The sequence below is a fragment of the Sphingopyxis sp. genome (assembly GCF_035686825.1).
Classification (GTDB): Bacteria; Pseudomonadota; Alphaproteobacteria; order Sphingomonadales; family Sphingomonadaceae; genus Sphingopyxis.
Window position 1 is genome coordinate 19,369 of the sequence record NZ_DASRYZ010000006.1, and the last position, 22,626, is coordinate 41,994.

Annotated in this window: 19 protein-coding genes; 10 read left to right on the top strand and 9 right to left on the bottom strand. The window is 64.9% G+C overall.

Features of this window, described 5'->3' with window-relative positions:
- Positions 1 to 26: 26 nt before the first annotated feature.
- Entirely contained in the window at positions 27 to 794 is a 768-nt protein-coding gene (locus VFG17_RS13520) for an SDR family oxidoreductase (protein WP_325029912.1), read from the top strand.
- Here VFG17_RS13520 and VFG17_RS13525 read toward each other — a convergent pair.
- The gene (locus VFG17_RS13525; RefSeq protein ID WP_325029913.1) at positions 791 to 1,501 is read right to left on the bottom strand and encodes a glutathione S-transferase N-terminal domain-containing protein; all 711 of its coding nucleotides are present in this window, start codon (positions 1,499 to 1,501) and stop codon (positions 791 to 793) included. The two genes, VFG17_RS13520 and VFG17_RS13525, sit on opposite strands and share 4 nt — an antisense overlap.
- A gap of 99 nt (positions 1,502 to 1,600) precedes the next feature.
- The gene (locus tag VFG17_RS13530) at positions 1,601 to 3,922 is read right to left on the bottom strand and encodes a TonB-dependent receptor (RefSeq protein WP_325029914.1); all 2,322 of its coding nucleotides are present in this window, start codon (positions 3,920 to 3,922) and stop codon (positions 1,601 to 1,603) included.
- A gap of 123 nt (positions 3,923 to 4,045) precedes the next feature.
- Between VFG17_RS13530 and VFG17_RS13535 the strand changes: the two genes are divergently transcribed.
- Entirely contained in the window at positions 4,046 to 4,543 is a 498-nt protein-coding gene (locus VFG17_RS13535; protein WP_325029915.1) for a DUF3237 domain-containing protein, read from the top strand.
- 1 nt (position 4,544) lies between these two features.
- On the top strand, positions 4,545 to 5,270 hold the full coding sequence (locus tag VFG17_RS13540) for a glutathione binding-like protein (protein WP_325029916.1): 726 nt from the start codon (positions 4,545 to 4,547) through the stop codon (positions 5,268 to 5,270).
- A gap of 167 nt (positions 5,271 to 5,437) precedes the next feature.
- Here the strand turns inward: VFG17_RS13540 and VFG17_RS13545 are convergent, their stop codons facing one another.
- A complete protein-coding gene (locus tag VFG17_RS13545; protein ID WP_325029917.1) occupies positions 5,438 to 6,142 on the bottom strand; it encodes a glutathione S-transferase family protein in 705 nt (234 codons plus the stop codon).
- Between the two features lie 4 nt (positions 6,143 to 6,146).
- Positions 6,147 to 7,310, bottom strand: a complete 1,164-nt coding sequence (locus VFG17_RS13550; protein ID WP_325029918.1) for a CoA transferase — start codon at positions 7,308 to 7,310, stop codon at positions 6,147 to 6,149.
- 118 nt (positions 7,311 to 7,428) lie between these two features.
- On the opposite strand from VFG17_RS13550, the gene VFG17_RS13555 reads away from it, so the two are divergent.
- Positions 7,429 to 8,331, top strand: a complete 903-nt coding sequence (locus VFG17_RS13555) for a hydroxymethylglutaryl-CoA lyase (RefSeq protein ID WP_325029919.1) — start codon at positions 7,429 to 7,431, stop codon at positions 8,329 to 8,331.
- On the opposite strand, the gene VFG17_RS13560 is transcribed toward VFG17_RS13555, so the two are convergent.
- Positions 8,328 to 9,239 (bottom strand): EamA family transporter, encoded by a 912-nt coding sequence (locus tag VFG17_RS13560; RefSeq protein WP_325029920.1) that lies wholly within the window; start codon positions 9,237 to 9,239, stop codon positions 8,328 to 8,330. The two genes, VFG17_RS13555 and VFG17_RS13560, sit on opposite strands and share 4 nt — an antisense overlap.
- A gap of 272 nt (positions 9,240 to 9,511) precedes the next feature.
- Between VFG17_RS13560 and VFG17_RS13565 the strand changes: the two genes are divergently transcribed.
- The gene (locus VFG17_RS13565; protein ID WP_325029921.1) at positions 9,512 to 10,492 is read left to right on the top strand and encodes an acyl-CoA dehydrogenase family protein; all 981 of its coding nucleotides are present in this window, start codon (positions 9,512 to 9,514) and stop codon (positions 10,490 to 10,492) included.
- On the opposite strand, the gene VFG17_RS13570 is transcribed toward VFG17_RS13565, so the two are convergent.
- Both VFG17_RS13570 and VFG17_RS13575 read right to left on the bottom strand, forming a co-directional pair.
- The gene (locus VFG17_RS13570) at positions 10,489 to 11,619 is read right to left on the bottom strand and encodes an acyl-CoA dehydrogenase family protein (RefSeq protein ID WP_325029922.1); all 1,131 of its coding nucleotides are present in this window, start codon (positions 11,617 to 11,619) and stop codon (positions 10,489 to 10,491) included. The genes VFG17_RS13565 and VFG17_RS13570 overlap by 4 nt on opposite strands.
- 49 nt (positions 11,620 to 11,668) lie before the next feature.
- On the bottom strand, positions 11,669 to 12,418 hold the full coding sequence (locus VFG17_RS13575; protein ID WP_325029923.1) for a helix-turn-helix transcriptional regulator: 750 nt from the start codon (positions 12,416 to 12,418) through the stop codon (positions 11,669 to 11,671).
- Positions 12,419 to 12,556: 138 nt separating this feature from the next.
- On the opposite strand from VFG17_RS13575, the gene VFG17_RS13580 reads away from it, so the two are divergent.
- Both VFG17_RS13580 and VFG17_RS13585 read left to right on the top strand, forming a co-directional pair.
- On the top strand, positions 12,557 to 15,004 hold the full coding sequence (locus tag VFG17_RS13580; RefSeq protein ID WP_325029924.1) for a TonB-dependent receptor: 2,448 nt from the start codon (positions 12,557 to 12,559) through the stop codon (positions 15,002 to 15,004).
- Between the two features lie 9 nt (positions 15,005 to 15,013).
- Positions 15,014 to 15,931, top strand: a complete 918-nt coding sequence (locus VFG17_RS13585) for an oxygenase MpaB family protein (RefSeq protein ID WP_325029925.1) — start codon at positions 15,014 to 15,016, stop codon at positions 15,929 to 15,931.
- Here the strand turns inward: VFG17_RS13585 and VFG17_RS13590 are convergent.
- Positions 15,928 to 17,625 carry a D-aminoacylase gene (locus VFG17_RS13590; protein WP_325029926.1) on the bottom strand — a complete coding sequence of 566 codons (1,698 nt, stop codon included), beginning with the start codon at positions 17,623 to 17,625 and terminating at the stop codon, positions 15,928 to 15,930. The genes VFG17_RS13585 and VFG17_RS13590 overlap by 4 nt on opposite strands.
- 23 nt (positions 17,626 to 17,648) lie before the next feature.
- A complete protein-coding gene (locus VFG17_RS13595; protein ID WP_325029927.1) occupies positions 17,649 to 18,272 on the bottom strand; it encodes an XRE family transcriptional regulator in 624 nt (207 codons plus the stop codon).
- Positions 18,273 to 18,414: 142 nt separating this feature from the next.
- Here VFG17_RS13595 and VFG17_RS13600 point away from each other — a divergent pair, with 142 nt between their 5' ends.
- The 3 genes from VFG17_RS13600 to VFG17_RS13610 all read left to right on the top strand — a co-directional run bounded on the left by VFG17_RS13600 (position 18,415) and on the right by VFG17_RS13610 (position 22,626).
- A complete protein-coding gene (locus tag VFG17_RS13600) occupies positions 18,415 to 20,394 on the top strand; it encodes a serine hydrolase domain-containing protein (RefSeq protein ID WP_325029928.1) in 1,980 nt (659 codons plus the stop codon).
- On the top strand, positions 20,394 to 21,401 hold the full coding sequence (locus VFG17_RS13605) for a dipeptide epimerase (RefSeq protein WP_325029929.1): 1,008 nt from the start codon (positions 20,394 to 20,396) through the stop codon (positions 21,399 to 21,401). The genes VFG17_RS13600 and VFG17_RS13605 overlap by 1 nt, the downstream gene beginning before the upstream one ends.
- Before the next feature lie 82 nt (positions 21,402 to 21,483).
- Positions 21,484 to 22,626, top strand: a complete 1,143-nt coding sequence (locus VFG17_RS13610) for a dipeptidase (RefSeq protein ID WP_325029930.1) — start codon at positions 21,484 to 21,486, stop codon at positions 22,624 to 22,626.

A 22,626-nucleotide genomic window follows, 5' to 3' on the forward strand; every position in this document is an offset into this window, starting at 1 on the left:
ACGACAAGATGGCCGGGAGAGAAGAGATGGATATCAAGGGCAAGCGCGCGATCGTCACAGGCTCGGCAGGCGGCATCGGCCGTGCGACGGCGGTGATGCTGGCCGAGCGCGGCGCGCCGGCAATCGCGCTTGTCGATGTCAACGAGGCCGGGCTCGCCGAGACCGCGCGGCTGGTCGAGGCGCATGGCGCGCAGGCGAGCGTGCACCGGCTCGACCTCTCCGACATTCCCGCGACCGAGGCCTGGTTCCGCGCCCATGGCGACGTCGACATCTTGCACAATAATGCCGGTGTGGTGTCTGGGCTGCCGCAATTTCCCGACGTCGATGCCGCGCGTATCCGCTGGATCATCGATGTCAACATCACCTCGCTCGTCGCGGCGACGCAGATCGCGGTGCAGGCGATGAAGAAGCGCGGCGGCGGGGTGATTATCAACACCGTGTCGACCGTCGCGCTCGGAACGGGCTTCTACGACGCGATGTATGCGACGACCAAAGCGGCGGTGATGATGTTCACGCGCTGCTGCGCGCCTTTGAAGGAGGAGTGCAACGTCCGCGTCGCGGGCATGCTGCCGGGGCTGGTCGACACGCCGATCCTCGATACGACGGGTGCGGGCGGCAAGTCCGAGTGGATGAAGACGGTGCTCGCGAACAACGAGGCGTGCCGGCCCGAAGATATTGCGGGCGGCGTCATCAAATTGATCGAGGACGACAGTCTCGCGGGCGGCGACTGGGTCGCGGTGCGGCGGCTGGACGGCAAGGTCGAATATCAGTGGGGCCGCGCCGACACGGTCTAGCGCGTCGGCGCTTCCAGCATATTCCTGCCGAACAAATTCGACCATTGCTCCTCAGTCAGCACCGGGCGGGCGCTCGACAGGTTCGTCGCGTTCTTGACGTCGGTTCCCGCGATCACCGCGGGGCGCTCGCCGATACGCGCGAACCAGTCGGCGACGGCGGGATATTCGTCGAGCGTCAGCCCGATCGCGCGGATCGCGCGCGTCCACGGCCAGCAGGCGATGTCGGCGACCGAATATTCCTTGGCGAGATAGCCGGCTTCGGCGAGCCGCCCGTTGAGGACGTGGAGCAGGCGGAGCGTCTCGTTGCGATAGCGTTCGACCGGATAGGCTTGCCCCTCGGGCGCATAGCGGATGAAATGATGCGCCTGACCCTGCATCGGGCCAAAGCTCGCCATCTGCCACATCAGCCATTGCTGGGCCTGGCTGCGCCGGCGCGGGTCGGCCGGAAGCAGTTGCCCGCTCTTCTCGGCAAGATAGAGCAGGATCGCCCCGCTCTCGAACACCGGCAGCGGTGCGCCGCCGCCGACCGGATCATGGTCGACGATCGCGGGCAGGCGGCCGTTCGGATTGATACGGCGATATTCGGGGGTAAGATGGTCGCCGTCGAGCATGTTCATCGCGAGAAGCTGGTGCGGCAGACCCACCTCTTCGAGCATGATCGACACCTTGTGGCCGTTGGGCGTGGGCGTGAAATAGACGTCGATCATGTCGCGGTTCACCCGTTCAAACAGGTCACGACCGCGGCCGCCGCTTCCCTGTCGAGGAAAGCTTGGGCCGCGGCCGATCCCTGGGACATCATATCGAACCTAGAACTTGATCCCGGCCTCGACCGAAATATTGCGGGTCGGTTCGAGATAGAGGATCGCGCGCGGTACCGGCGTGATCGGGAAAGGCAGGTTGAACGCGCTACCGATCGTCTTCTGGTTCGTCAGATTCTTGCCGACGAGCGCGACGTGCCAGCGGTCGTCCTGATCGGCGAGCTGGACGCGCAGATCGAGCTTCACATAGCCGTTCTGGACGCCGAAGATCGGGCTCTGGTTGTCCGAGTTGAAATATTTCGACCGGCCGGCGGCGACGCCGGTGATGTCGAGCTTCAGATTGTCCGACATGTCGAAGCGTCCATGCGCCGTGACGCTGCCCGTCCACTTCGACGCATAGGCGACCGGATAGCCCGCGAGATTGTTCGTCGCCGGGGTGCAAGTGGCCGGCTGCGAGGCGAGGCAGGCCGCGCCCGGATAATCGTCATATTTGATGTCCGAATAGGCGGCCGACGCGCTGATGTCGAAATTGGGAATGGGGAAGACGCTGAGTGATCCCTCGATGCCCTTCGACGTCGCGCTCGCCGCGTTGCCGGTCAGATAGCTCGACGTCGCGGGCTGGTAGACCGACACCTGCAGATCCTTGAACTGCGTGTGATAGGCCGAAACGTTCGCGACGACCTTGCCGTCGAACAGGGTCGACTTGATGCCCGCCTCGAAATTCTCCGACTGTTCGGGTTCGAAGGTGAAGGTGCTGTCGACGGTGCCGAGCGTGTTCGAGACGAAGCCGCCCGATTTCGACCCGCGGCCCCATGTCGCATAGAGCATGACGCGCGGAGCGACGTCATATTGCACGGTGACCGAGGGATCGACATTGCCTTCGCTGATCGATCCGTCGGCATTGGTGATCGGGCGCAGCGCGAAGGGCTGTCCATTGAGCCCGTCCGACGCATAGGCGAGGGTAGTGCGGAACGAACCGTCCTTCTTGGTGTGGGTATAGCGCAGGCTGCCGATGACGCGGAGCGCGTCGGTCGCGTTGAGCGTGCCCTGTCCGAACACCGACCAGCTTTCGGCCTTCTGCCTGAAGATGCTGTCGATGCGAGCGAGATAGGGCCCGTCATAAATCGGAATGCGCGGATCGGTCGGCGTCGCGCCGGGAATGGTCAGAAACAGGTCGGGAAGGTTGAAGCCCTGATACTGCTCCAACGTGTAATTCGACTTGTCGTAGTAAGCGCCGCCGATGAATTCGAAGGTCTCGCCGACCGGCGACAGGATGCGGATTTCCTGCGAGAATTGGTCGAAGCGTTCGGGGAAGGCGTTATAGACCGAATTGGCCGTGAAGGCGCCGCCGCTGTTCGGGATCGTCTGATCGAAACCGTTGACGATCTTCGACTTGAACCAGCTGTAGCCGGTGACCGAAGTCAGCGTGAAATCGCCGAGCGCGAGGTTGCCGACGCCCGAAATCATCACCGACTTGTTCTTGTTGCCTTCGTCGCCGAGCGCCGAGCGTTCGAGATAACGATCGGTCTGCGGATCCTGGTCGCTGGTCAGCGGGCTCGACACGGTGATGCCGCCGATGACCGTCCGCTTCCCATATTCGACCTTCGCAGTGTAGTCGAAATTGTCCGACGGTTCCCACTTCAGCGTCAGGCGCAGTAGCTGCGACTTGATTTCGGGATCGTCGTGATCGGTGGCGCGGTTATAGATATAGCCGTCCTGATTGACGATCTTGTACGCGAAGCGCGCGCCGAGCGTGTCGGTGATCGGTCCCGACAGATAGCCCGAAAAGTCGGTGCCCTTATGGTCGAAATTATAGAGGCCGGTGATCGCGCCCTCGAAGTCTTTGGTCGGCCCCGCCGACACGACGCTGACCGCGCCCGCCGCGGTGTTCTTGCCGAACAGCGCGCCCTGCGGACCGCGCAGCACCTCGACACGTTCGAGGTCGAAGAAGGGGGCCTGCGCCTGCCGGTTGCGGCCGGCATAGATACCGTCGACATAGAGCGAGACCGACTGGTCGAAGGCGAAATTCGCCGGCGGCGAGCCGAAACCGCGGATATAGATGACGTCGTTGCCGGCGGTCGACTGGACGAAGACGTTCGGCGTGTAATTCATCACCGCCTTGATGTCGCTCGTATTGAATTCGGCGAGCTTGGCGCCGCTGACGACCTCCATCGAGATCGGCACGTCCTGCAGGCTCTGCTCGCGTTTCTGCGCGGTGACGATGATTTCGTTGGCGCTGCTGTCGTCGACTTCAGCCGTATCGACGGGCGCCGCGTCGGCGGGCGCTGCCTGTGCGAATGCCGGTGCGGCACCCGCGAGCATCGCGATCCCCGCGACGCCGGACAGCAGAAACTGGTTGCGAGCCTTCATATTCACCCTCCCATTGAGTGTAGTGTCGCCGGTTCCGGAAGCTTCTCCGATCCGTCAATCTGATTGACCCTTAGTATACTAATCGTTTTATGCTTGTCCATAGGCAGGAAGAGGATTCGCATCATGAACGAAGAAAACCGGCAGGCGGCGCTCGCAACCCGTCACCTATGCACCGTCGAGTTCGAAGTCGGCGGCGGGCTGATCGGAATAGGCGCCTCGCCGTTCGGCGACCAGCGGCTCGGCTATATCAGCGGGGGGCGCTTTTTCGGGCTACGGATCAACGGGATAGTCTTGTCGGGTGGCGGCAACTGGTCGCGTAGCGGGCGGCTCGGCGACAATGCCTCGGTCGGCACCTTCGATGCGCGCGCGGTGTGGCAGACCGATGACGGTGACCTCATCTATCTGAGCTACACCGGGCGCAATATCATCCCCGACGATGTGCGCGCGACCTTCGCCGATCCCGCCGTGCCCGACGCAGACCCGTCGCGCTATTATCTGCGAATCGCGCCGGTGTTCGAAACCGCGAGCGTTAAATATGGCTGGCTCAACGGCGTGCTCGCGGTCGGCGTCGGCGAACGCACCGACTTCGGCGTGCGGCATGTGATCCACGAGGTGCTGTGAGATGATCGACCTCCACTATTCGGCGACCCCGAACGGGCAGAAGATCGCGATCATGCTCGAGGAAATCGGCGAGCCCTACCGGATCATTCCCTATGACATTTTCGATGGCGACCAGCTGACCGCCGCGTTCGGGCGCATCAATCCGAACCATAAGCTACCCGCGATCGTCGATCAGGATCCGGAAGGCGGCGGTGACCCGGTGACGGTGTTCGAGTCGGGTGCGATTCTGCAATATCTGGCTGAGAAGAGCGGGCGCTTCCTGCCGGCATCGGGCGCCGCGCGAGCGGCGACCTTGTCGTGGCTGACGTGGCAGGTTGCGGGGCTGGGGCCGATGGGCGGGCAGGCGAGCCATTTTCTCCGCTATGCTCCAGCGGGGCAGGATTATGCGGTCGACCGCTACACGAAAGAGCTGAAGCGCCTGCTCACCGTCCTCGAAAAGCGGCTGGAGAAGAGCGTCTATGTTGCGGGCGACGACTATACGATCGCCGACATGGCGATCTGGCCCGGCCGCGCATCGGCGTTCGTGATGGGCATGGGCCTTGACGAATGGCCCGCGATGCATGGCTGGTTCGAACGGATAAACGAGCGCCCTGCGGTGGTACGCGCGATGACGCGCGAGGATCTGAAGGCGCCGGCGAAATATGTCGGACGACACCAAAAGCTCGATGACAAGGAATGGTCGAACATGTTCGGCGAGGCGAACCACGCGGCAGTGAAGAGCGATTGAGGTTAAGAGGTCCGGTTCAGACCGGAAGCGGACGTTCCTTCATCGTCATCCCGGACTTGATCCGGGATCCATAGCTGCGCCGTCGTCGTGGATCCCGGATCAAGTCCGGGATGACGAAGCGAGGGTAGTTTGCCGTCCGCTCCCCACCCCAAAGCCGACAATCCGCCTCAACGCTTCGCGTGCTGGCGGTCGCCCCACAGGATGGCGCGGTGCTCGTCGGTAAACCCCGTCAGCCCGCCCTCGATCGTCTCGGCGCGTGCAACGCCGGCCTTCATCCCTTCGGCGACCGCCGGGCGTGTGAGCATCGCGGCGCCCCAGCGGTCGACGTTCGGGAAACGCCCGGCCTTTTCGATCAACTGGCGGCGCAGATAGGGCAGGGTCGCCATATCGGCGATCGTATAATCGTCGCCCGCGAGCCACTCGGCTTCGCCAAGGCGTTTGTCGATTACCATCATCAGCCGGTCGACCTCGCGGCTGTAGCGCTCGATGGCATATTCATGCCGGTCCTTGGCATAATGGGTGAAATGCGCTTCCTGCCCGAACATCGGGCCGACCCCCGACACCTGGAACATCAGCCATTGCCAGCAGACCGCGCGCTTCACCGGATCGGTGGGCAGAAAACGACCGGTCTTCTCGGCCAGATAGAGCAGGATCGCGCCGGTTTCCCACAATATGAAACCCGGACCGTCGGGCCCTTCGTCGTCGACGACGACCGGGGTCTTGTTGTTCGGGTTGAGCGCCAGAAATTCTGGGGTCAGCTGGTCGCCCGCGAGGATGTCGATATACTCTAGCCGCCAGTCAAGCCCCATTTCGAGGAGCGCGATCGCGATCTTGCGCGCATTGGGCGTGGGACCGCCATAGAGCGTGATCATCGCGTCAAGTCTCCCGCCCTAGCCAGCGCTTGAGCACGTCGGCGCTATCCTGTCCGACAGTTAGCGGGGCAGGGCGGCGGACGCCGCCGGGCGTTGCCGACAGCTTCGGGAACACCCCCTGCATCGTGACTTCGCCGAACTCCTCGTCGGCGACCGTCACCAGCGCGTCGCGCGCAGCGAAATGCGGGTCGGCGAGCATGTCCTCGGCGTCGAAGACACGGCCCGCGGGCACGCCGGCCTCGACCATCTTCGCTTCGAGTTCGTCGATCGTCAGCGTGCTCGTCCATTCGCCGATCAGCGCGTCGAGCTCCTCCTGCCGCGCACCGCGCGCGCGGTGGGTCGCATAGCGTTCGTCGCTTGCGAGTTCGGGCTGGCCCATCGCGGCGGCGAGGCGCGCGAAGACGCCGTCCTGATTGGCGCCGATCAGATATTCGCCGTCCTTGCACGGATAGACGTTCGAGGGCGCGATGGCGGGCAGCGTCGATCCGGTGCGCTGCCGCTTGGTGCCGCTCGCCGAATAGTCGGACACGGTCGATTCCATCACCTGCAGCACCGCCTCATACAGCGCCGAATCGACGATCTGCCCTTCGCCGGTCTTGCTGCGGTGATGGAGCGCGGCGAGCGCGCCCATGCAGCCGTAGGTGGCGGCGAGCGTGTCGCCGATCGATACACCCATGCGCGCAGGGGGAAGGTCGGGATAGCCGACGATGCCGCGCCAGCCGCCCATCGCTTCGCCGATACCGCCGAAACCCGCACGCGCCGAATAAGGGCCCGTCTGGCCGTAACCCGACACGCGAACGACGATCAGCCCCGGGTTCGTTTTGCGCAGCTCGGCGGGGTCGAGGTTCCATTTCTCGAGCGTGCCGGGGCGGAAATTCTCGATCAATATGTCGGCTTTGGCGATCAGTTCGCGCGCGAGCGCCTGGCCTTCTTCCGCACGCAGGTCGACCGCGACCGAATATTTGTTGCGCGCGATCACACGCCACCAGCTCGGCTTGTCGCCCTGGCCCCAGTTGCGCATCTGGTCGCCGGTCACCGGCGGTTCGAGCTTGACGATCTCGGCGCCCATGTCGCCGAGAAGCTGCCCGCAGAATGGGCCGGCGATCAGCTGCCCCATCTCGACCACCCTGATGCCCTCCAGCGCGCCCACGCTGCCCGTATCGCTCATATCATTCCTTTCGCGGCCGACTCTGGTAAGACGACCTGCCTCGCCCATGGCCTTTGTATACTTAGAATGCTATGTAATTTTCAACCTGCTAAATGATTCAGGGTGTCGAGGGCACAAGATGTTGAATAATAATATGGTTGAACTGGTCGAGGTCGGCCCGCGCGACGGGCTGCAGAATGAGGCGGCGATCGTTTCGACCGCCGACAAGCTCGAACTCGTCCGCCGCGCTATCGATTATGGTGTGCGCCGCATCGAGGTGACGAGCTTCGTCAATCCGAAGAAGGTGCCGCAGCTTGCCGACGCCGAAGACCTCGTCGCCATGCTGCCCGAGCGCGACGATGTGACCTATATCGGGCTCGTCCTCAACCGCCGCGGCGCCGAGCGCGCGCTCGCGACGGGCCGGATCAACGAACTCGGCGCGGTGTGCGTGACCAGCGATACGTTCGGCATCCGCAATCAGGGGCAAAGCTCGGACGAATCGCTCGCCGCGGCGATGGAGATCGTTGCGCTGGCCAAAGAAGCCGGGCGCAGCGGGCAGATCACGATCGCCACCGCCTTCGGCTGCCCGTTCGAGGGGTGGGTCGCGATCGACCGCGTCGTCGAGATGGCGAAGCGCGCCGCCGATGCTTCCCCACGCGAAATCGCGCTGGCCGACACGATCGGCGTCGGCGTGCCGGCGCAGGTTTCCGAGATGGTCGGTCGCGTGCGCGAGGCGGTCGGCGATATCCCCGTGCGCGCGCATTTTCACAACACGCGCGGCACCGGCATCGCCAATGTCTGGGCCGCTGTGCAGGCGGGCGCCTCGACGATCGACGCGTCGCTGGGCGGGCTCGGCGGCTGCCCCTTTGCCCCGGGGGCAGCGGGTAATGTCGCGACCGAGGACGTCCTTTATATGCTCGAAAAAAGCGGGGTCGCGGCGGGTCTGGATTTGCCGAAGATCGTTGAGGCGGCCGAATGGCTGACCGGCGTCATGGGCCGCCCCTTGGCCGCTATGGTCAGCAAGGCGCCCGCCTTTCCCTAAAAGGTCGCGAGCAGCGCCATCACGACGCCGCCGACGACGAGCAGCAGCCCGACGATTTCGTGCCAGCGTACCGGTTCGCGCAGATAGAAATGCGCGAAGCCGATCGTGAACACGACCTCGACCTGCCCCACGATCCGCACCAGCGCCGCAGGCGCCGCCGCAAAGCCGATATACCAGCAGGCCGAACCGAGCGCCGACAACAGCCCGACCTGGCTCGAATTGCGCCAGGTTCGGAATATGGCGCGCAGCGTATCGCGGTCGCGCAGAACGACCCAGAGGAGATGCAATCCGGTCTGAATCGCCATCACGACGACGAGCGTGACGAGCGCCGAGCCGATCAGGTCGACCTCTTCGAGCTCGGCGGTCGCGAGCTTCACCGCGATCGCTGCGAGCGCGAACATCGACCCCGCGCCGAGGCCGCACAGTGCCGCGGGCTGGCCGAGCGCACGTCCGATCTCGCGCACGGTAATCCCGCGCGCCGCCAAAGCGAGCACCAGCACCCCCGCAACGCCTGCCACGATCCCGATCCACGCGAGCAATGGCAATCGCTCGCCGAGGAAGAGCGCGGTGACGAGCGCCGCCTGCACCGCCTCGGTCTTGGAAAAGGCGGTGCCGACGACGAAACCGCGATGCCCGAAGGCCATGATGAGCAGGATCGTTCCCGCCATCTGCGTGATCGCCCCGGCGACGGCGAAGCCCGCGAAGGCGCCGCCGAACGCCGGCACCGCATCGCCCCGCATCGTCAGCCAGATCGCCGCGAAGCACAGCGCGAAAGGCAGCCCATAGAGATAGCGCACCAGCCCCGCGCCGCTGATGCTCAGCTCGGCGCGCAGCCGCTGTTGCAGCGCGGTGCGCCAGGCCTGGAACAGCCCGCCAAACAGCGACGCGGGAAGCCAGATCGGATTCACGCTGTCCCCCCGCGCCGCGCCATATCCTCGATTCGTCCCAGGCTTTGCATCGCCGTCTCATGCGATACTTTTATTGCTAAGTATATGGAGCAATCGCCCGCGATGTCATTGCTCGGGCCGACCTGCCACACCAATCAGCTAGACCCGCGCCGCTCGGCGCTGCACAACCGAGGCGGGAGAGCAAATGACACACACCGACCAACAGCCGCGCCCCGCCGGTCCGGCCTTCTGACATGGCCATCCTCGACCTTCCGCTCCGCGAAGAGCAACGCATGCTTCGGGAAAGCGTACAGCGTTTCCTCGCCGACACGCCGCGCCCCGGCTGGCGCGACCTGTCGGGCGCGCTCGGCCTTGCCGGCATCGCATTGCCCGAAAGCGTCGGCGGTTTCGGTGGCGGCGCGGTCGATATCGCGCTCGTGATGGCCGAATTGGGTCCGGCGCTCGCGGGCGCCGACTGGCTATCGCATGTTGCGGCGACGGTGCTCCTCGCGCGCGTTGCGCCCGGGCATCCGGCGCTCGGCGATCTGTCGGCGGGTAGCCGTCGCATCGCGATCATCTGCACTGCCTCGACCGCGGCGATGCCCGTTGTCGACGGCGGGCTGGTTCGCGGCAGCGCGACGCTGGTCGCGGGCGCGGCGGAGGCCGACCTGCTGCTCCTCGCGAGCGACGACGCCCTGCTGCTCGTCGCGGCCGATGGCGACAAGGTCGAACAGCGCCATCGCATCATGCACGACGGCAGCGTGTCGGCCGATCTGGCCTTCACGCTCCAGCAGGGCGATGCGGTCCTGCTTGCGGACGGCGACGAAGCGCGGGCGCTGGCCGATTATGCGAACGATCTGATTCTGGCCGGGCGCTGCGCGGAGGCGGTCGGGCTGATGCAGCGGATGATCGCCGACAGTGTCGACTATCTGGGCCAGCGCAAGCAGTTCGGAACCGCGATCGGCCGCTTCCAGTCGCTGCGCCATCGCGGGGCCGACATGCAACTCGCGATGATGAAGGCGGCCGCGCTCACCGAGGTGGCGATCGTCGCGGTCGATCAGGGCGGCCCCGACCGGGCGCAGGCGGTCAGCGCGGCATGTATCGAGGTCGGGGACGCGGTCCGGATCGTCGGCGAAAGTGCGGTGCAGATCCATGGCGCGATGGGGCTGACCGAGGAACTGAGTCTGGGTGGCCATTTCAAACGTGCGCTCGCGATTGTGGCGGCATTCGGCCCGCGCGCTGGTCATCTGGCGCGTTTTGCCGAGGCGTCCTAACCCAGCATCGTCCGCGCGATCAGGTCGCGCTGGATTTCGTTAGACCCCGCATAGATGCTCGCCGCGCGATCGTTGAGGTAGCGCGGCACCGCGACCGCCAGCTCGGCGGGCGTCTGTCCGTCGGCGTCGGCCCATGCGGCATGGCCCGCGACCTCGCACGCCAGCGTGTCGATGCGCTGTGCCGTTTCCGTCCCGAGTATCTTGAGCGCCGAGGCGTAGAGCGCCGGACTGCCGCCGACGCCGCGCATTGCTTTCAGCTCGAGTGCCTGCAATGCTTTCAGCGTCACCGCTTCGCGGTCGAGCTGCGCGCGCAGCACCGGATCGATGTCATCGCGCGCGCGCAGCCGTTCGAGGCGGCCGATCAGCCCCGGCGCATATTTGCCGCCGCGTTCGAAAGTCAGCAGATGCTTGGCGACCGACCAGCCCTCATTCTCGCCGCCGAGCCGGTTCGCCCGCGGCACGCGGACATCGTCGAAAAACACCTGGTTGAGTTCGTGATCGCCCGCGAGCGTGCGGATCGGTTCGACCGTGATGCCCGGCGCCTTCATGTCGAGCAGCAGGAAGCTGATTCCCGCCTGCGACTTGCCTTCGTTCGACGTGCGGACGAGCGCGAACATGCGGTTCGCGAAATGCGCGTGCGTCGTCCATATCTTCGATCCGTTGAGGACATAATCGTCGCCGTCGGGTGTCGCGCGCAGTTGCAGCGCGGCAAGGTCCGACCCCGCGCCGGGCTCCGAAAAGCCCTGGCACCAATAATCCTCGCCCGACAATATGCGCGGCAGATAATGGGCGCGCTGTTCGGGGCTGCCATAATGCATGATCACCGGCGCGACCATTTTGAGCCCCATCGGCGCGAGGTTCGGCGCCCCCGCCAGCGCGCATTCGGCGGCGAAGATATAGCGTTCGATCTCGTTCCAGCCGGGACCGCCGAACTCGGCGGGCCAGTCGGGCGCCGCCCAGCCGCGCGCTTGGAGGATGCGCTGCCAGGGCAGCGACACGTCGGGATCGATGAAGACGCTCGTCGCGCGTGCCGCCGCCAGGCGGATGTCATCGGGCAGATGCGCGGCCAGGAAGGCGCGAACCTCGTCGCGAAAGGCGATCAGCGCCGGATCGTTCAGCATGTCCATGGCCGCAGCTTTGACCCCTGCGCGATGCCGGGCCAAGCTGGCACCTGCATCAGGCCGCGCGCGCGCCGACGAAGCCGAGCCCCGCGGCGATCTGGATCGACTGCGCGCGCCCCGTCGCGCCGAGCTTCGCCGCGGCGTTGCGCAGGTGGAAACGCACCGTCGATACCGACAGCGACAGGATGATACCGATCTCGCCGTCGGTCTTGCCCGCCGCCGCCCAGCGCAGGCACTGCACCTCGCGCCGGGTCAGCGTCTGCGGCACGGTGGCGTTGCGCGGCCGGCCGCGCGCTTCGTTATGCGTCGCGACCAGCTTGACCGCGAGATTGTGCAGATGCCCGGCCTGCTCGGCAAAGATCGCCTCGACTCCGACGGGCTCGCGCGAGCACCAGAAGACCGCGCCGACCAGCCCGCGCGGCAGATGCACCGGCGCGATGATCGCTTCGCCGAAATTGGGGGTGTTGCGCGCCTGCGAACAGTCGACCTCGTCGAGCAAATGGGTGGGCCGCCAGGTGCGAAGGCGGCCGTCGCTGTAGTAAAAGGGTTCGCCGACCAGCCGCGCGGCGGTCAGGAAGGCGATGTGCAACGCCAGTTTGCGGTCGCGCCAATAGGCGTAATTCGGATCGACCCAGCGAAAGCTCGTTTCGGCATAGGGGCGACCCTCGGCGTCGCTCATCGGCTCGGGATCGCCCAGATCGGCTTGCGCCGCGACATAGGGCAGGCCGATCGCGTCGCCGGCCGCTTGCACGGCGGCGATCAGCCCCGGCATTTCCGACCAGCATTCCGCCCTCTCGTCGATCACCCGCTTGTCCCTCCGCTCCCTGACACAGGTGTCAGCTTGTTCGCGCGGCCGCAATCCCTTGTTCTGTCACGGTCCGGTTTCGCGCGACGCTCGCACATCGACGAGCTCCGCGACAAGCTGTTTGAGGGAGGATGAGTGATGAAGGCAATGCGTATTTTCTGGAGCGCGGGTACGGCGATCGGCCTCGTTGTCGCGGCACCGGCCTTTGCGGCGGAGGAAACGGCACCCGACAGCGTCGCGGCCGAAGGCGACATCATCGTCACCGCTCAGCGCCGCGCCGAATCGATGAACGATATCGGCATGGCGATCCAGGCGGTCGATGCCGAAACGCTCGAAAATCTGCGCGTCACCGACATGCGCGACCTGACGACGGTGGCGCCCAGCTTCACCGTGTCGCAAAGCTATCAGGGCGTGCCGACCTATACGTTGCGCGGGATCGGTTTCAACACGATCAACCTCTCCTCGACCTCGACCGTCGGGACCTATGTGGACGAGGTCGCTTACGCCTATCCGATCATGAACACCGGCCCGGTGATGGACCTCGAACGCGTCGAAGTGCTGAAAGGACCGCAGGGCACGCTTTACGGCCGCAACACGACCGCGGGCCTGATCAACTTCATCACCGCCAAGCCGACCGACAGTTTCGAGGGCAGCATCAAGGCCGATCTCGGCAATTACCAGACCTGGAATATCGGCGGGCATATCTCGGGCCCGCTTGGTGAAGGCATCGCGGCGCGCATCGCCTTTCGCAGCGAGAATAGCGACAAGGGCTGGCAGGTCAGCAACACGCGGGGCGAACGGCTTGGCGAGGTCGACAAGCTCGGCGTTCGCGGCTCGCTAGCGTTCGATCCTGCGCCCGGCACGCATTTCGACCTGTCGGTGACATGGTGGCGCAACAGGTCGGATACCGTCGCGGGGCAGGGGATCGGCTTCACGCCCGCGACCGATCCCGTCACCGGCACCAGCAACTCGCGCTTCTTCAACGCGCCCGGGCTCGCCGACTATCTCGCGAACAATTTCCCGACCAAGGCCAGCCAGGCCGATTGGGCACCCGAAGCGGCGCGCTCGGCGGACATCGGCACCGGGCTCGGCCTCGATGGTCCGCTCGCCGAGGACAATCGCTTCTGGGGGCTCAAGCTGCGCTGGGATCAGGATCTGGGCGACACGATGAAGCTCGTCTCGCTCACCAGCTATAACGATTTCAAGCGCAACGCGCTCTCGGACTGGAGCGGCGCGCCGTTCGAAATTCTCCTCCAGAACACGGTGGGGCGGATCAAGAGCTTCGCGCAGGAACTGCATGTCGAAGGCGAGGCGGGGGCCGTGAACTGGCTCGTCGGCGCCTATTATGCGAACGACCGCATCATCGATTCGAACCGCACTTTGCTCGGCCAGAACGCCAATGTCGGGCTGATCCGCGGCGCGGGCGTGCCCTTGCTCGGGACGCCGTTCAATTCGGGCGGCTACACCCCGCTCGAACTATCGCAGGCGTTCCGCACCTACGAGGATTTCGGCCGCATCCGCACTAAGACGTGGAGCCTGTTCGGCAACGCCGATGCCGAACTGACCGAGCAACTGAAGCTGACCGTCGGGGTGCGCTATACCGAGGACAAGCAGCGCTACAACGGCTGTTCGCGCGACTTCAACGGCAATATGCTGCCCAACGTCAACGTCGTGAACCGCACGCTCTATTTCCAGACCTATGGCGTGCTCGCACCTGAAATCGCCGAGGGCCAGTGCAACACTTTCGATCCCGAGACGGGCACTTTTGGCGAGGTTCAGTCGCTGCTCGACGAAAACAATGTCGCATGGCGCGCCGCGCTCGACTGGTCGCCGAACGACGACACCTTGCTCTACGCCTCGGTCTCGCGCGGTTATAAGTCGGGGACGACGCCGATCAACGCCGCGAACCTAGCGCGCCAGAATGCGCCGGTGACGCAGGAGAAGCTCACCGCCTATGAGATCGGGGTGAAGGCGACGCTCGCCGATCGTCTGGTGCAGGCCAATCTCTCGGCCTTCTATTACGACTATCGCGACAAGCAGATCAGCACCTATTTCGCCGATCCGATCTACACCGCGCTCTCGCGCCTCGACAATGTCCCCGACAGCGAAGCTTACGGGGTCGAGGGTGAACTGACGATCCGCCCGGCGACGGGGCTGACCATCGCCGCCAACGCGCTCTATCTGAAGACGCGAATCAACGATTATGACGGCACCAACGCCGCGGGACAGCCCGAGAATTTCGACGGCGCCGAATTCATCTACAGCCCCGAATTTCAGGGCAGCGTGACGATCGCCTATGACACGCCGGTCAGCGATACGCTGAGCCTGACCGGCGCGGTCAGCGCGCGCTACCAGAGCCAGTCGAACACGATCTTCGAGGATCTCGATCTCTACAAGGTCGATGCCTATGGCACGGTCAATGCGAGCCTTGGCCTCAAGGATGAGAGCGGCTGGTCGGTCTCGCTGTGGGCGAAGAATCTGTTCGACAAATATTATTGGTCGGCGGTCGCCAGCAACGCCAATGTCGTCGTGCGCTTTGCCAATCAGCCGCGAACCTGGGGCCTCACTGTGGGTTATGACTTCTAGAAGGAGCGAATGACGGTGGTGCGTGCGCCGATGCAGGATGATTATCTGGGGACGGCGATCGACTTCGCCGCGCCCGTCGGCGAGCCCGCGCTTCTCGCGCCCGATAGCGTCCAGTGGCGCGTCTACAAGAATCCGATCGCGCTTGGCATCGGCGGCATCGCGGCGGTGCTGCTCGAATTTGCCGAGCCACGCATCCGGTCGGGGGTGTGGGATCATTCGACGTACAAGGCCGACCCGATCGGCCGTTCGCGCCGCACCGGGCTCGTCGCGATGCTCGCCTGCTATGGCCCCGCGAGCGCCGCGAAAGAGGTGATCGGCAAGGTCAACCGCATGCACGGCAAGGTGAAGGGCGAAACGCCGGCGGGCGACAGATATCGCGCGATGGATCCGGTGCTGCTCGACTGGGTCGCCGCGACCGCCTCTTATGGCTTCCTGATGGCCTATGACCGGTTCGTCCGTCCCGTCAGCGATGCCGACAAGGATCGCTTCATGGCCGACGGCGATGCGATCGGGCGCGAATTCGGGGCGCGGCATGCCCCGCCGACGGTGGCCACCTTCATGGAGATGATGGCCGAGCTCGAACCGCGCTTCGAGCCGCATCCGATCATCTTCGAATTCCTCGATATTATCCAGTCGGGCCGCGCCGCGCCGGGCGTGCCGCGATTCCTGCACCGCGCCATCGCGCGCGCGTCGGTATCGCTGCTGCCCGATCATATTCGCCGCAAGCTCGAACTTGGCCCGCGCTACGATCTGACGCGGCTCGACCGCACTGCGCTGCGCATCGCCGGCCGCCTCGCCGACCGCCACGTCGACCGGGCAGCGCCGCATTGTCAGGCGAGCGTCCGGCTCGGCCTGCCGCATGATTTCCTGTTCCGATCATCTGCCGAACAGCGGCGGCTGCTCGCGGCGGCTCCGCTCGCCGCCTAGGAACAGCGGTTGAAGCCCGCGCCGCGCACCGCGCGTCCCGGCGTCGCGCCGCTATGCTCGCCGTTCCGCAATACCGCGACGCCGTTGACGAACACGTCGCGCACCCCGACCGAATATTGGTGCGGCTTTTCGAAGGTCGAGCGGTCGCCCACCGTCGCCGGGTCGAAGACGACGACATCGGCATAATAGCCGGGTTTCAGCGCGCCACGATCCTTGATGCCCAAATTGGTCGCGGGCAGGGTGGTGAGCCGGTACACCGCCTGTTCGAGCGGGATCAATTTCTCGTCGCGGACATAGCGGCCGAGCAACCGCGCGAAATTACCGTAGGTGCGTGGGTGTGCGCCCGATTTGAGGAATACGCCCTCGGGCGCCTGCGACGCCGCGTCGGATCCGAAGCTCATCCACGGCAGCTGGATTTGCCTGCGGACATTGTCCTCGGACATCAGGAAATAGACGGTGCCCACGCGCGAGCCGTCCTCGACGACGAGGTCCATCGCGGTTTCCTCGGGCGACTTGCCGCGCATCTTCGCGACCTCGGCGAGCGTCTTGCCGGTGAGCGGTTTCAGTGCGTCATTCTTGAAGCCCGAGAGGATCATCTTGTCGGCACCCGCGCCGAAATAGAGATTTTCCCAGTCGCTGCCGGGCTTCTTCATTTCCTCGGCAACGCGCGCGCGGATCGCGGGGTCTTTCAACCGCTCGATCCACTTCTCGAGCCCGCCCGCCTGCACCCACGTCGGCATCGCCGCGTCGAGCCCCGTCGCGCCCGCAGTATAGGTGTACATGTCGGTCGTGATCTTCAGCCCGGCGGCGCGCGCATCCTCGACCTTCTTCACGATCGTGTCGAGCTTGCCCCAGTTGCTGCGCCCCGCCATCTTGAGGTGATAGATTTCGGCGGGCGCGCCCGAGCGGCGCGAAATTTCGATCAGCTCGTCGACGGCTTCCTCGATCCGGTCGCCTTCGGACCGCATATGGCTGATATAGATGCCGCCGCATTTCGCGGCCTCGCTCGTCAGCGCGACGAGTTCATCGGTTTCGGCGTAGGAGCCGGGCGCATAGATGATCGAGCTGCCGACCCCCATCGCGCCTTCGTTCATCGCCTGTCGCACCAGCGCGCGCATCCGGGCGAGCTGTTCGGGGTTCGGATCGACGTCGCCTTCGCCGAGTTCGTGCACGCGAACCGTCGCCGCGCCGACGAAGCTCGCGACATTGGTCGATACGCCGCGCTTTTCGAGCCAGCCCAAATAGTCGCCGAGCGTCGTCCACTCGATCGGATATTTGATGTCGCCCTGCCGCTCGGTTTCCTGCGCTTTCATCGTCGCGTTCATCGGCCCCATCGACCAGCCTTCGCCCATCACCTCGAGCGTCACGCCCTGCCGGATGTCGCTCTGACTCTTTGGATCGGCGATCAGCGATTCGGTCGCCCAGCTCAGCATGTTGATAAAGCCCGGCGCGACCGCCATGCCTTTCGCCGCGACCTCGCGCTCCGCCGTGCCCGCGACCTTGCCGACCGCGACGATGCGGTCGTCCTTGATCGCGACATCGCCGACGACGGGCGGCTTGCCCGACCCGTCGTAAAGCGTGCCGCCGCGAATGATCAGATCATAGGCCGGCGTCTGTGCCGCTGCGGAGGCCGAAACGAGCATCGAGCTGCACAGCAGCAAAAGCGAGGGTGCAAAGCGCCGGTGCGATCTCATTTTTTTCTCCCGTTTCGAGTATTTTATCCGTGAAGGCTCATCAGCGAATCCATCAGCCCGTCGTCGGCGCTCGAACAGACGCCGAGGACGAGGGCTTCCTCGAAGCCGTCGGCGACGACGTAAGCGTGGCCCATCGACGAATCGATATAGATGCCCTGACCGACGTCGAGCGTGACGGGATCGTAGAATTCGCTGTGCACCTCGATCCGCCCTTCGAGGACATAGATGAATTCCTCGCCCTGATGGCGGACGAGCTCGCCGAACTCGCGCGCGCTATGCGCGCGGATGCGCGTCAGGATCGGGATCATCCGCTTCTGGCGCAAATCGGTGCAGAGATAGTGATAGTCGTAATTGTCGGTCGTGACTCGCGCGGCGCGTTCGATCGCCGCGATGCTGCGGCGCCCGGTGACGCGCGGCGCGGTGTCCTCCTCATCCTCGGCGAAGAGGTCCGACATGCGAATCTGGAGTCGCTGGCTCAGCTGCTGGAGCTTGTCGTAGCTCAGCGTCAGCCGGTCATGTTCGACCTTCGACAGCGTCGATACGGGAATGCCCGACTTGGCGCTCATTTCCTTGAGCGTCCAGCCGTTGCGCGCGCGAATGCCCTTCATCACCGCGCCGAGCGTCGGCGGGGGCGCACGGTCCGCCATCAGTTTTTCCAATCCCCGTTTGACAATTTTCTAATCAGGATCATTATGTCCCTATCGGGCTAACAGAAGTTAGTCCTTGGTAAGGGGTCGCGCGACTTGCCGCAAGGTGTGACAGGACGCGCCAGACAATAAGGGGAGAGCGATGCGTTTCATCCGTAAGGCGATGATCGGGCTGGCGGCCTTTGCCGCGCTGCCGCTGGCGGCGCAGGGGCCGGTGCCGGCGCCCGCCGCAAAGAAGACCGAAGCGACCGTGCCGGCCGCAAAGACACCGGCAGCGCCCGCCCCGCTCGATCCCAAGGACCTCGAAGCCTGGATGGATGGCTATCTGCCCTATGCGCTCGAACGGGGGCGCATTCCGGGTGCGGTCGTCGTCGTCGTGCGCGGCGGAGAGGTCGTGCTCCAGAAAGGCTATGGCTATTCCGACGTCGCGAAGCGTGCCCCCGTCCTGCCCGAAACCACGCTTTTCCGCCCCGGATCGGTGTCGAAGCTTTTCACCTGGACCGCGGTGATGCAGCAGGTCGAGGCGGGCAAGATCGACCTCGACAAGGACGTCAACGCCTATCTCGATTTCAAGATTCCGCCCTATGAGGGCAAGCCGGTGACGATGCGCAACATCATGACGCACACCGCGGGCTTCGAGGAATCGGTGCGCCACCTGATCAGCAGCGATCCGAAGGCGGTGATGACGCTCAAGAAACAGATGCCGCTCGCGCTGCCCGAACGCGTTTTCGCGCCCGGCACGACGCCCGCCTATTCCAATTATGCGACCGCGCTCGCGGGCTATATCGTCGAGCGCGTCAGCGGCGAAAATTTCGACAATTATATCGAAAACCACATCTTCAAGCCGCTCGGCATGACGCATTCGTCGTTCCGCCAGCCGCTCCCCGCGCGCCTCGTGCCACATATGTCGAAGGGCTATCCCGACATTACCGGGAAGCCCGAGCCGTTCGAAATGGTGATCCCCGCGCCCGCGGGCAGCCTGTCGTCGAGCGGCGCCGACATGGCGAAGTTCATGATCGCGCACCTCAATGACGGTGCGGGGCTGATGAAGCCCGAAACCGCGAAGATGATGCACGATTTCAAGGCGCCCGGCGTCGGCCCGCTCAACAGCATGGCGCTCGGCTTCTACGAACAATGGGTCAACGGCCAGCGCGCGATCGCGCATGGCGGCGATACCGTCTGGTTCCACTCCTACCTCTGGCTGTTCCCCGATGCCGACACCGGCGTCTTCGTGTCGATGAACAGCGCGGGCAAGGACGGCGCGGCGGGCGCGGTGCGCAGCGCGCTCTTCCACAAATTCGCCGATCGCTATCTGCCGGGTCCGCCCGAAAAGCCGGCGCAGGTCGATGCGAAGACCGCCGCGCAGCACGCGCAGATGATGGTCGGCAATTATATCAGCAGCCGCGGCTCCTTCACCAATTTCATGAGCTTGTTCGGCCTGCTCGGCCAAGCGACCATCGGGCTGACCGACGATGGCAAGATCACGCTCCCCGCGCTCGACGGTCTCGGCGCCGGCGCGCGCGACTGGGTCGAGGTCGAACCCTTCGTATGGCGCGACACCGGCACCGGCGAACGCCTTGCCGCAGAGGTCGAGGACGGCCGCGTCGTGCGTTGGAGCATCGATGCCGGATCGCCCTTCATGGTGTTCGAACCCGCACCCGCCAGCGTCAATGCCGCATGGCTCAACCCCGCGCTGCTCCTCGCCTTCGGCATCATCCTGCTCGCGGCGCTGGCGTGGCCGGTGCGGGTGCTGGTGCGCCGGAGCTTCAAGGCCGAGTTCGCGCTGCAGGGCCAGTCGCTGCGCGCCTATCGCTTGAGCCGTTTCTTCGCTTGGCTTGCGCTCGGCGCGCTTGCCGGGTGGATCGGGCTGATCGCGGCCTTCTCGGCCGACATCGGCAGCATCGGCGGTCCGCTCGACTGGCTGATCCACCTGCAGCGCATCCTGACCCCGCTCGCCGCCTTCGGCCTGCTCGCGACGGCCGGCTGGCACCTGTGGCTCGGCATCCAGGACAAGCGCCGCTGGACGATGAAGCTCGGCGCGGTGCTCTTGATCCTCGCCGCGCTGATACTCGTCTGGGTGACGCTCGTCTTCCACCTCTATGGCTTCGGAATGGTCTATTGATGGCAACGCAAAATACCCGGGAATTGACGCTCGACCTTCGGGTCGAGCGTTTTCCCTATCACCAGCCGTTCCGCATTTCGGGGCATGTCTTCACCGAAACCGCTCTGCTCGTCGCCGAGATTTCGGACGGTACGCATGTCGGGCGCGGCGAGGGGGCCGGGGTCTATTATCTTGGCGACGATATCGACCATATGCTGTCCGAGGCGACGCGCGTTCGCGGTGCGATCGAGGACGGGGCAACGCGCGAGGAATTGCAGCAACTGCTGCCCCCCGGCGGCGCGCGCAACGCGCTAGACTGCGCCTATTGGGATCTCGAGGCGAAGCGAGCGGGCCGGCCGGTCTGGGAACTTGCCGGGCTGAACCGGCCCAAGCCGCTGCGCTCGACGCTGACACTCGGCGCCGACAGCCCCGAAACCATGGCGAAGGCGGCGCTGGCGATCGATCCGCAGGCGCCGATCAAGGTCAAACTGACCGGCGACCTCGACGAGGATATATTGCGCGTCGCGGCGATCCGTGCCGCGCGGCCTGGCGCGTGGATCGGCGTCGATGCCAATCAAGGCTATGACAGCGCGACGCTCGCTGGCTTGCTGCCCGCGCTTGTCGAGCATGGCGTCGCACAACTCGAACAACCGCTGGGGCGCGGGCGCGAGGCCGATCTCGACGGGCTCAAACGGCCGTTGCCCTTCGCCGCCGACGAAAGCGCGCTCTCGCTCGCCGACACGGCATCGCTCGTCGGACGCTTCGACATCGTGAATATCAAGCTCGATAAATGCGGCGGGCTGACCGAGGGCCTCGCGATCGCGCGGCAGGCGAAGACGCTCGGGCTCGACGTGATGGTCGGCAATATGATGGGCACCAGCCTGTCGATGGCGCCTTCGTTCCTTGTCGGTCAGCTCTGCGACATCGTCGATCTCGACGGCCCGACCTTCCTCGCGCGCGACCGCGTGCCCGGCGTCGAATATCGCGGCGGGATGATCGATTGCCCGGCAGAAATTTGGGGTTCGTGACGATTTGATGTCCTAAATGGGTTGACAATTTTCCGATTAGGACAATAGTCGGCAAATAAGATTATCAAAGGTGGAGGATGGAATGACCGGGTCGTTCCGTATGACGCGCCGCGCGACACTCGCGGGCGCGGTGGGGGCCGTTTTGTCGGCGCCGATGATCGGCCGCGGGGCCTATGCGTTCGCCGCGGCGCCGGCGAAAGTCTATTCGCGCCGCGCGATCGACCTCGTCGCCTCGTCGCTCGTCATCGACATGCTCGCGCCGCTCAAGATCACCATGTCGCCCGACTATGTCGCGCACCGGTTGACCGACGCCGAGGCGGCCGAGTTCCGGGCATCGGGCATCACCGGTTTCCATCAAGCCTATGGCCTCGGCGGCCCCGATGCGAAGGCCCAGGCGCTCGAATATCTGGCTGGGTGGCAGGGCTTCGCCGGGCGCAACAGTCATGTCTTCACGCTCGTCGATGGCGTCGCCGATCTCGATCGCGCCAAGACCGATAAGAAATGCGCGGTTATCATGGGCATCCAGAATGCCGAGCATTTCGAAAAGGTCGAGGATGTCGCGCTGTTCCGCCGCCTTGGTCTGCGCTGCGCGCAGCTCACCTATAACAGCCAGAACCGGATCGGCTCGGGCAGCACCGAGCGCGTCGACGGCGGCGTTAGCGACTATGGCGCGGCGATCATCGCCGAGATGGAAAAGCACAAGATGCTCGTCGACGTCTCGCATTGCGGCGACCAGACGACGTTAGACGCGATCGAAATCGCCAAGGGGCCGATCGCGATCACCCACAGCAACGCTCGCGCGCTCGTCGACCATCCACGCGTCAAGACCGACGCGGCGATCAAGGCGCTCGCCGCGAAGGGCGGGGTGATGGGCATCACCGGGGTGCGCATGTTCGTCCGCACGAGCGATCCGACCAACGTCGGGCATATGGCCGACCATATCGACCATGTCGCGAAACTCGTCGGGGTCGATCATGTCGGCATCGGCTCCGACGCCGACCTTCACGGCTATGACGATATGATCCCGGCCGAATATGCCGCGCTCAAGGGCAGCTACAAGGGCAGCTACGCCTTTCGCGACAAGATCGACATCGACGGTTTCGACCATCCATTGAAGACCTTCGACCTCGTCGAGGAACTCATTCGCCGCAATTATTCGAACGATAACATCCGGGCCGTGCTTGGTGGCAATTTCCGCCGCCTGCTCGCCCAAGTCTGGGGGTAA

Coding starts and splice junctions, on each gene's coding strand:
- VFG17_RS13520 (WP_325029912.1), top strand. CDS start 27: ATGGATATCAAGGGCAAGCGCGCGATCGTCACAGGCTCGGCAGGCGGC.
- VFG17_RS13525 (WP_325029913.1), bottom strand. CDS start 1,501: ATGATCGACGTCTATTTCACGCCCACGCCCAACGGCCACAAGGTGTCG.
- VFG17_RS13530 (WP_325029914.1), bottom strand. CDS start 3,922: ATGAAGGCTCGCAACCAGTTTCTGCTGTCCGGCGTCGCGGGGATCGCG.
- VFG17_RS13535 (WP_325029915.1), top strand. CDS start 4,046: ATGAACGAAGAAAACCGGCAGGCGGCGCTCGCAACCCGTCACCTATGC.
- VFG17_RS13540 (WP_325029916.1), top strand. CDS start 4,545: ATGATCGACCTCCACTATTCGGCGACCCCGAACGGGCAGAAGATCGCG.
- VFG17_RS13545 (WP_325029917.1), bottom strand. CDS start 6,142: ATGATCACGCTCTATGGCGGTCCCACGCCCAATGCGCGCAAGATCGCG.
- VFG17_RS13550 (WP_325029918.1), bottom strand. CDS start 7,310: ATGAGCGATACGGGCAGCGTGGGCGCGCTGGAGGGCATCAGGGTGGTC.
- VFG17_RS13555 (WP_325029919.1), top strand. CDS start 7,429: ATGTTGAATAATAATATGGTTGAACTGGTCGAGGTCGGCCCGCGCGAC.
- VFG17_RS13565 (WP_325029921.1), top strand. CDS start 9,512: ATGCTTCGGGAAAGCGTACAGCGTTTCCTCGCCGACACGCCGCGCCCC.
- VFG17_RS13570 (WP_325029922.1), bottom strand. CDS start 11,619: ATGGACATGCTGAACGATCCGGCGCTGATCGCCTTTCGCGACGAGGTT.
- VFG17_RS13580 (WP_325029924.1), top strand. CDS start 12,557: ATGAAGGCAATGCGTATTTTCTGGAGCGCGGGTACGGCGATCGGCCTC.
- VFG17_RS13585 (WP_325029925.1), top strand. CDS start 15,014: ATGACGGTGGTGCGTGCGCCGATGCAGGATGATTATCTGGGGACGGCG.
- VFG17_RS13590 (WP_325029926.1), bottom strand. CDS start 17,625: ATGAGATCGCACCGGCGCTTTGCACCCTCGCTTTTGCTGCTGTGCAGC.
- VFG17_RS13595 (WP_325029927.1), bottom strand. CDS start 18,272: ATGGCGGACCGTGCGCCCCCGCCGACGCTCGGCGCGGTGATGAAGGGC.
- VFG17_RS13600 (WP_325029928.1), top strand. CDS start 18,415: ATGCGTTTCATCCGTAAGGCGATGATCGGGCTGGCGGCCTTTGCCGCG.
- VFG17_RS13605 (WP_325029929.1), top strand. CDS start 20,394: ATGGCAACGCAAAATACCCGGGAATTGACGCTCGACCTTCGGGTCGAG.
- VFG17_RS13610 (WP_325029930.1), top strand. CDS start 21,484: ATGACCGGGTCGTTCCGTATGACGCGCCGCGCGACACTCGCGGGCGCG.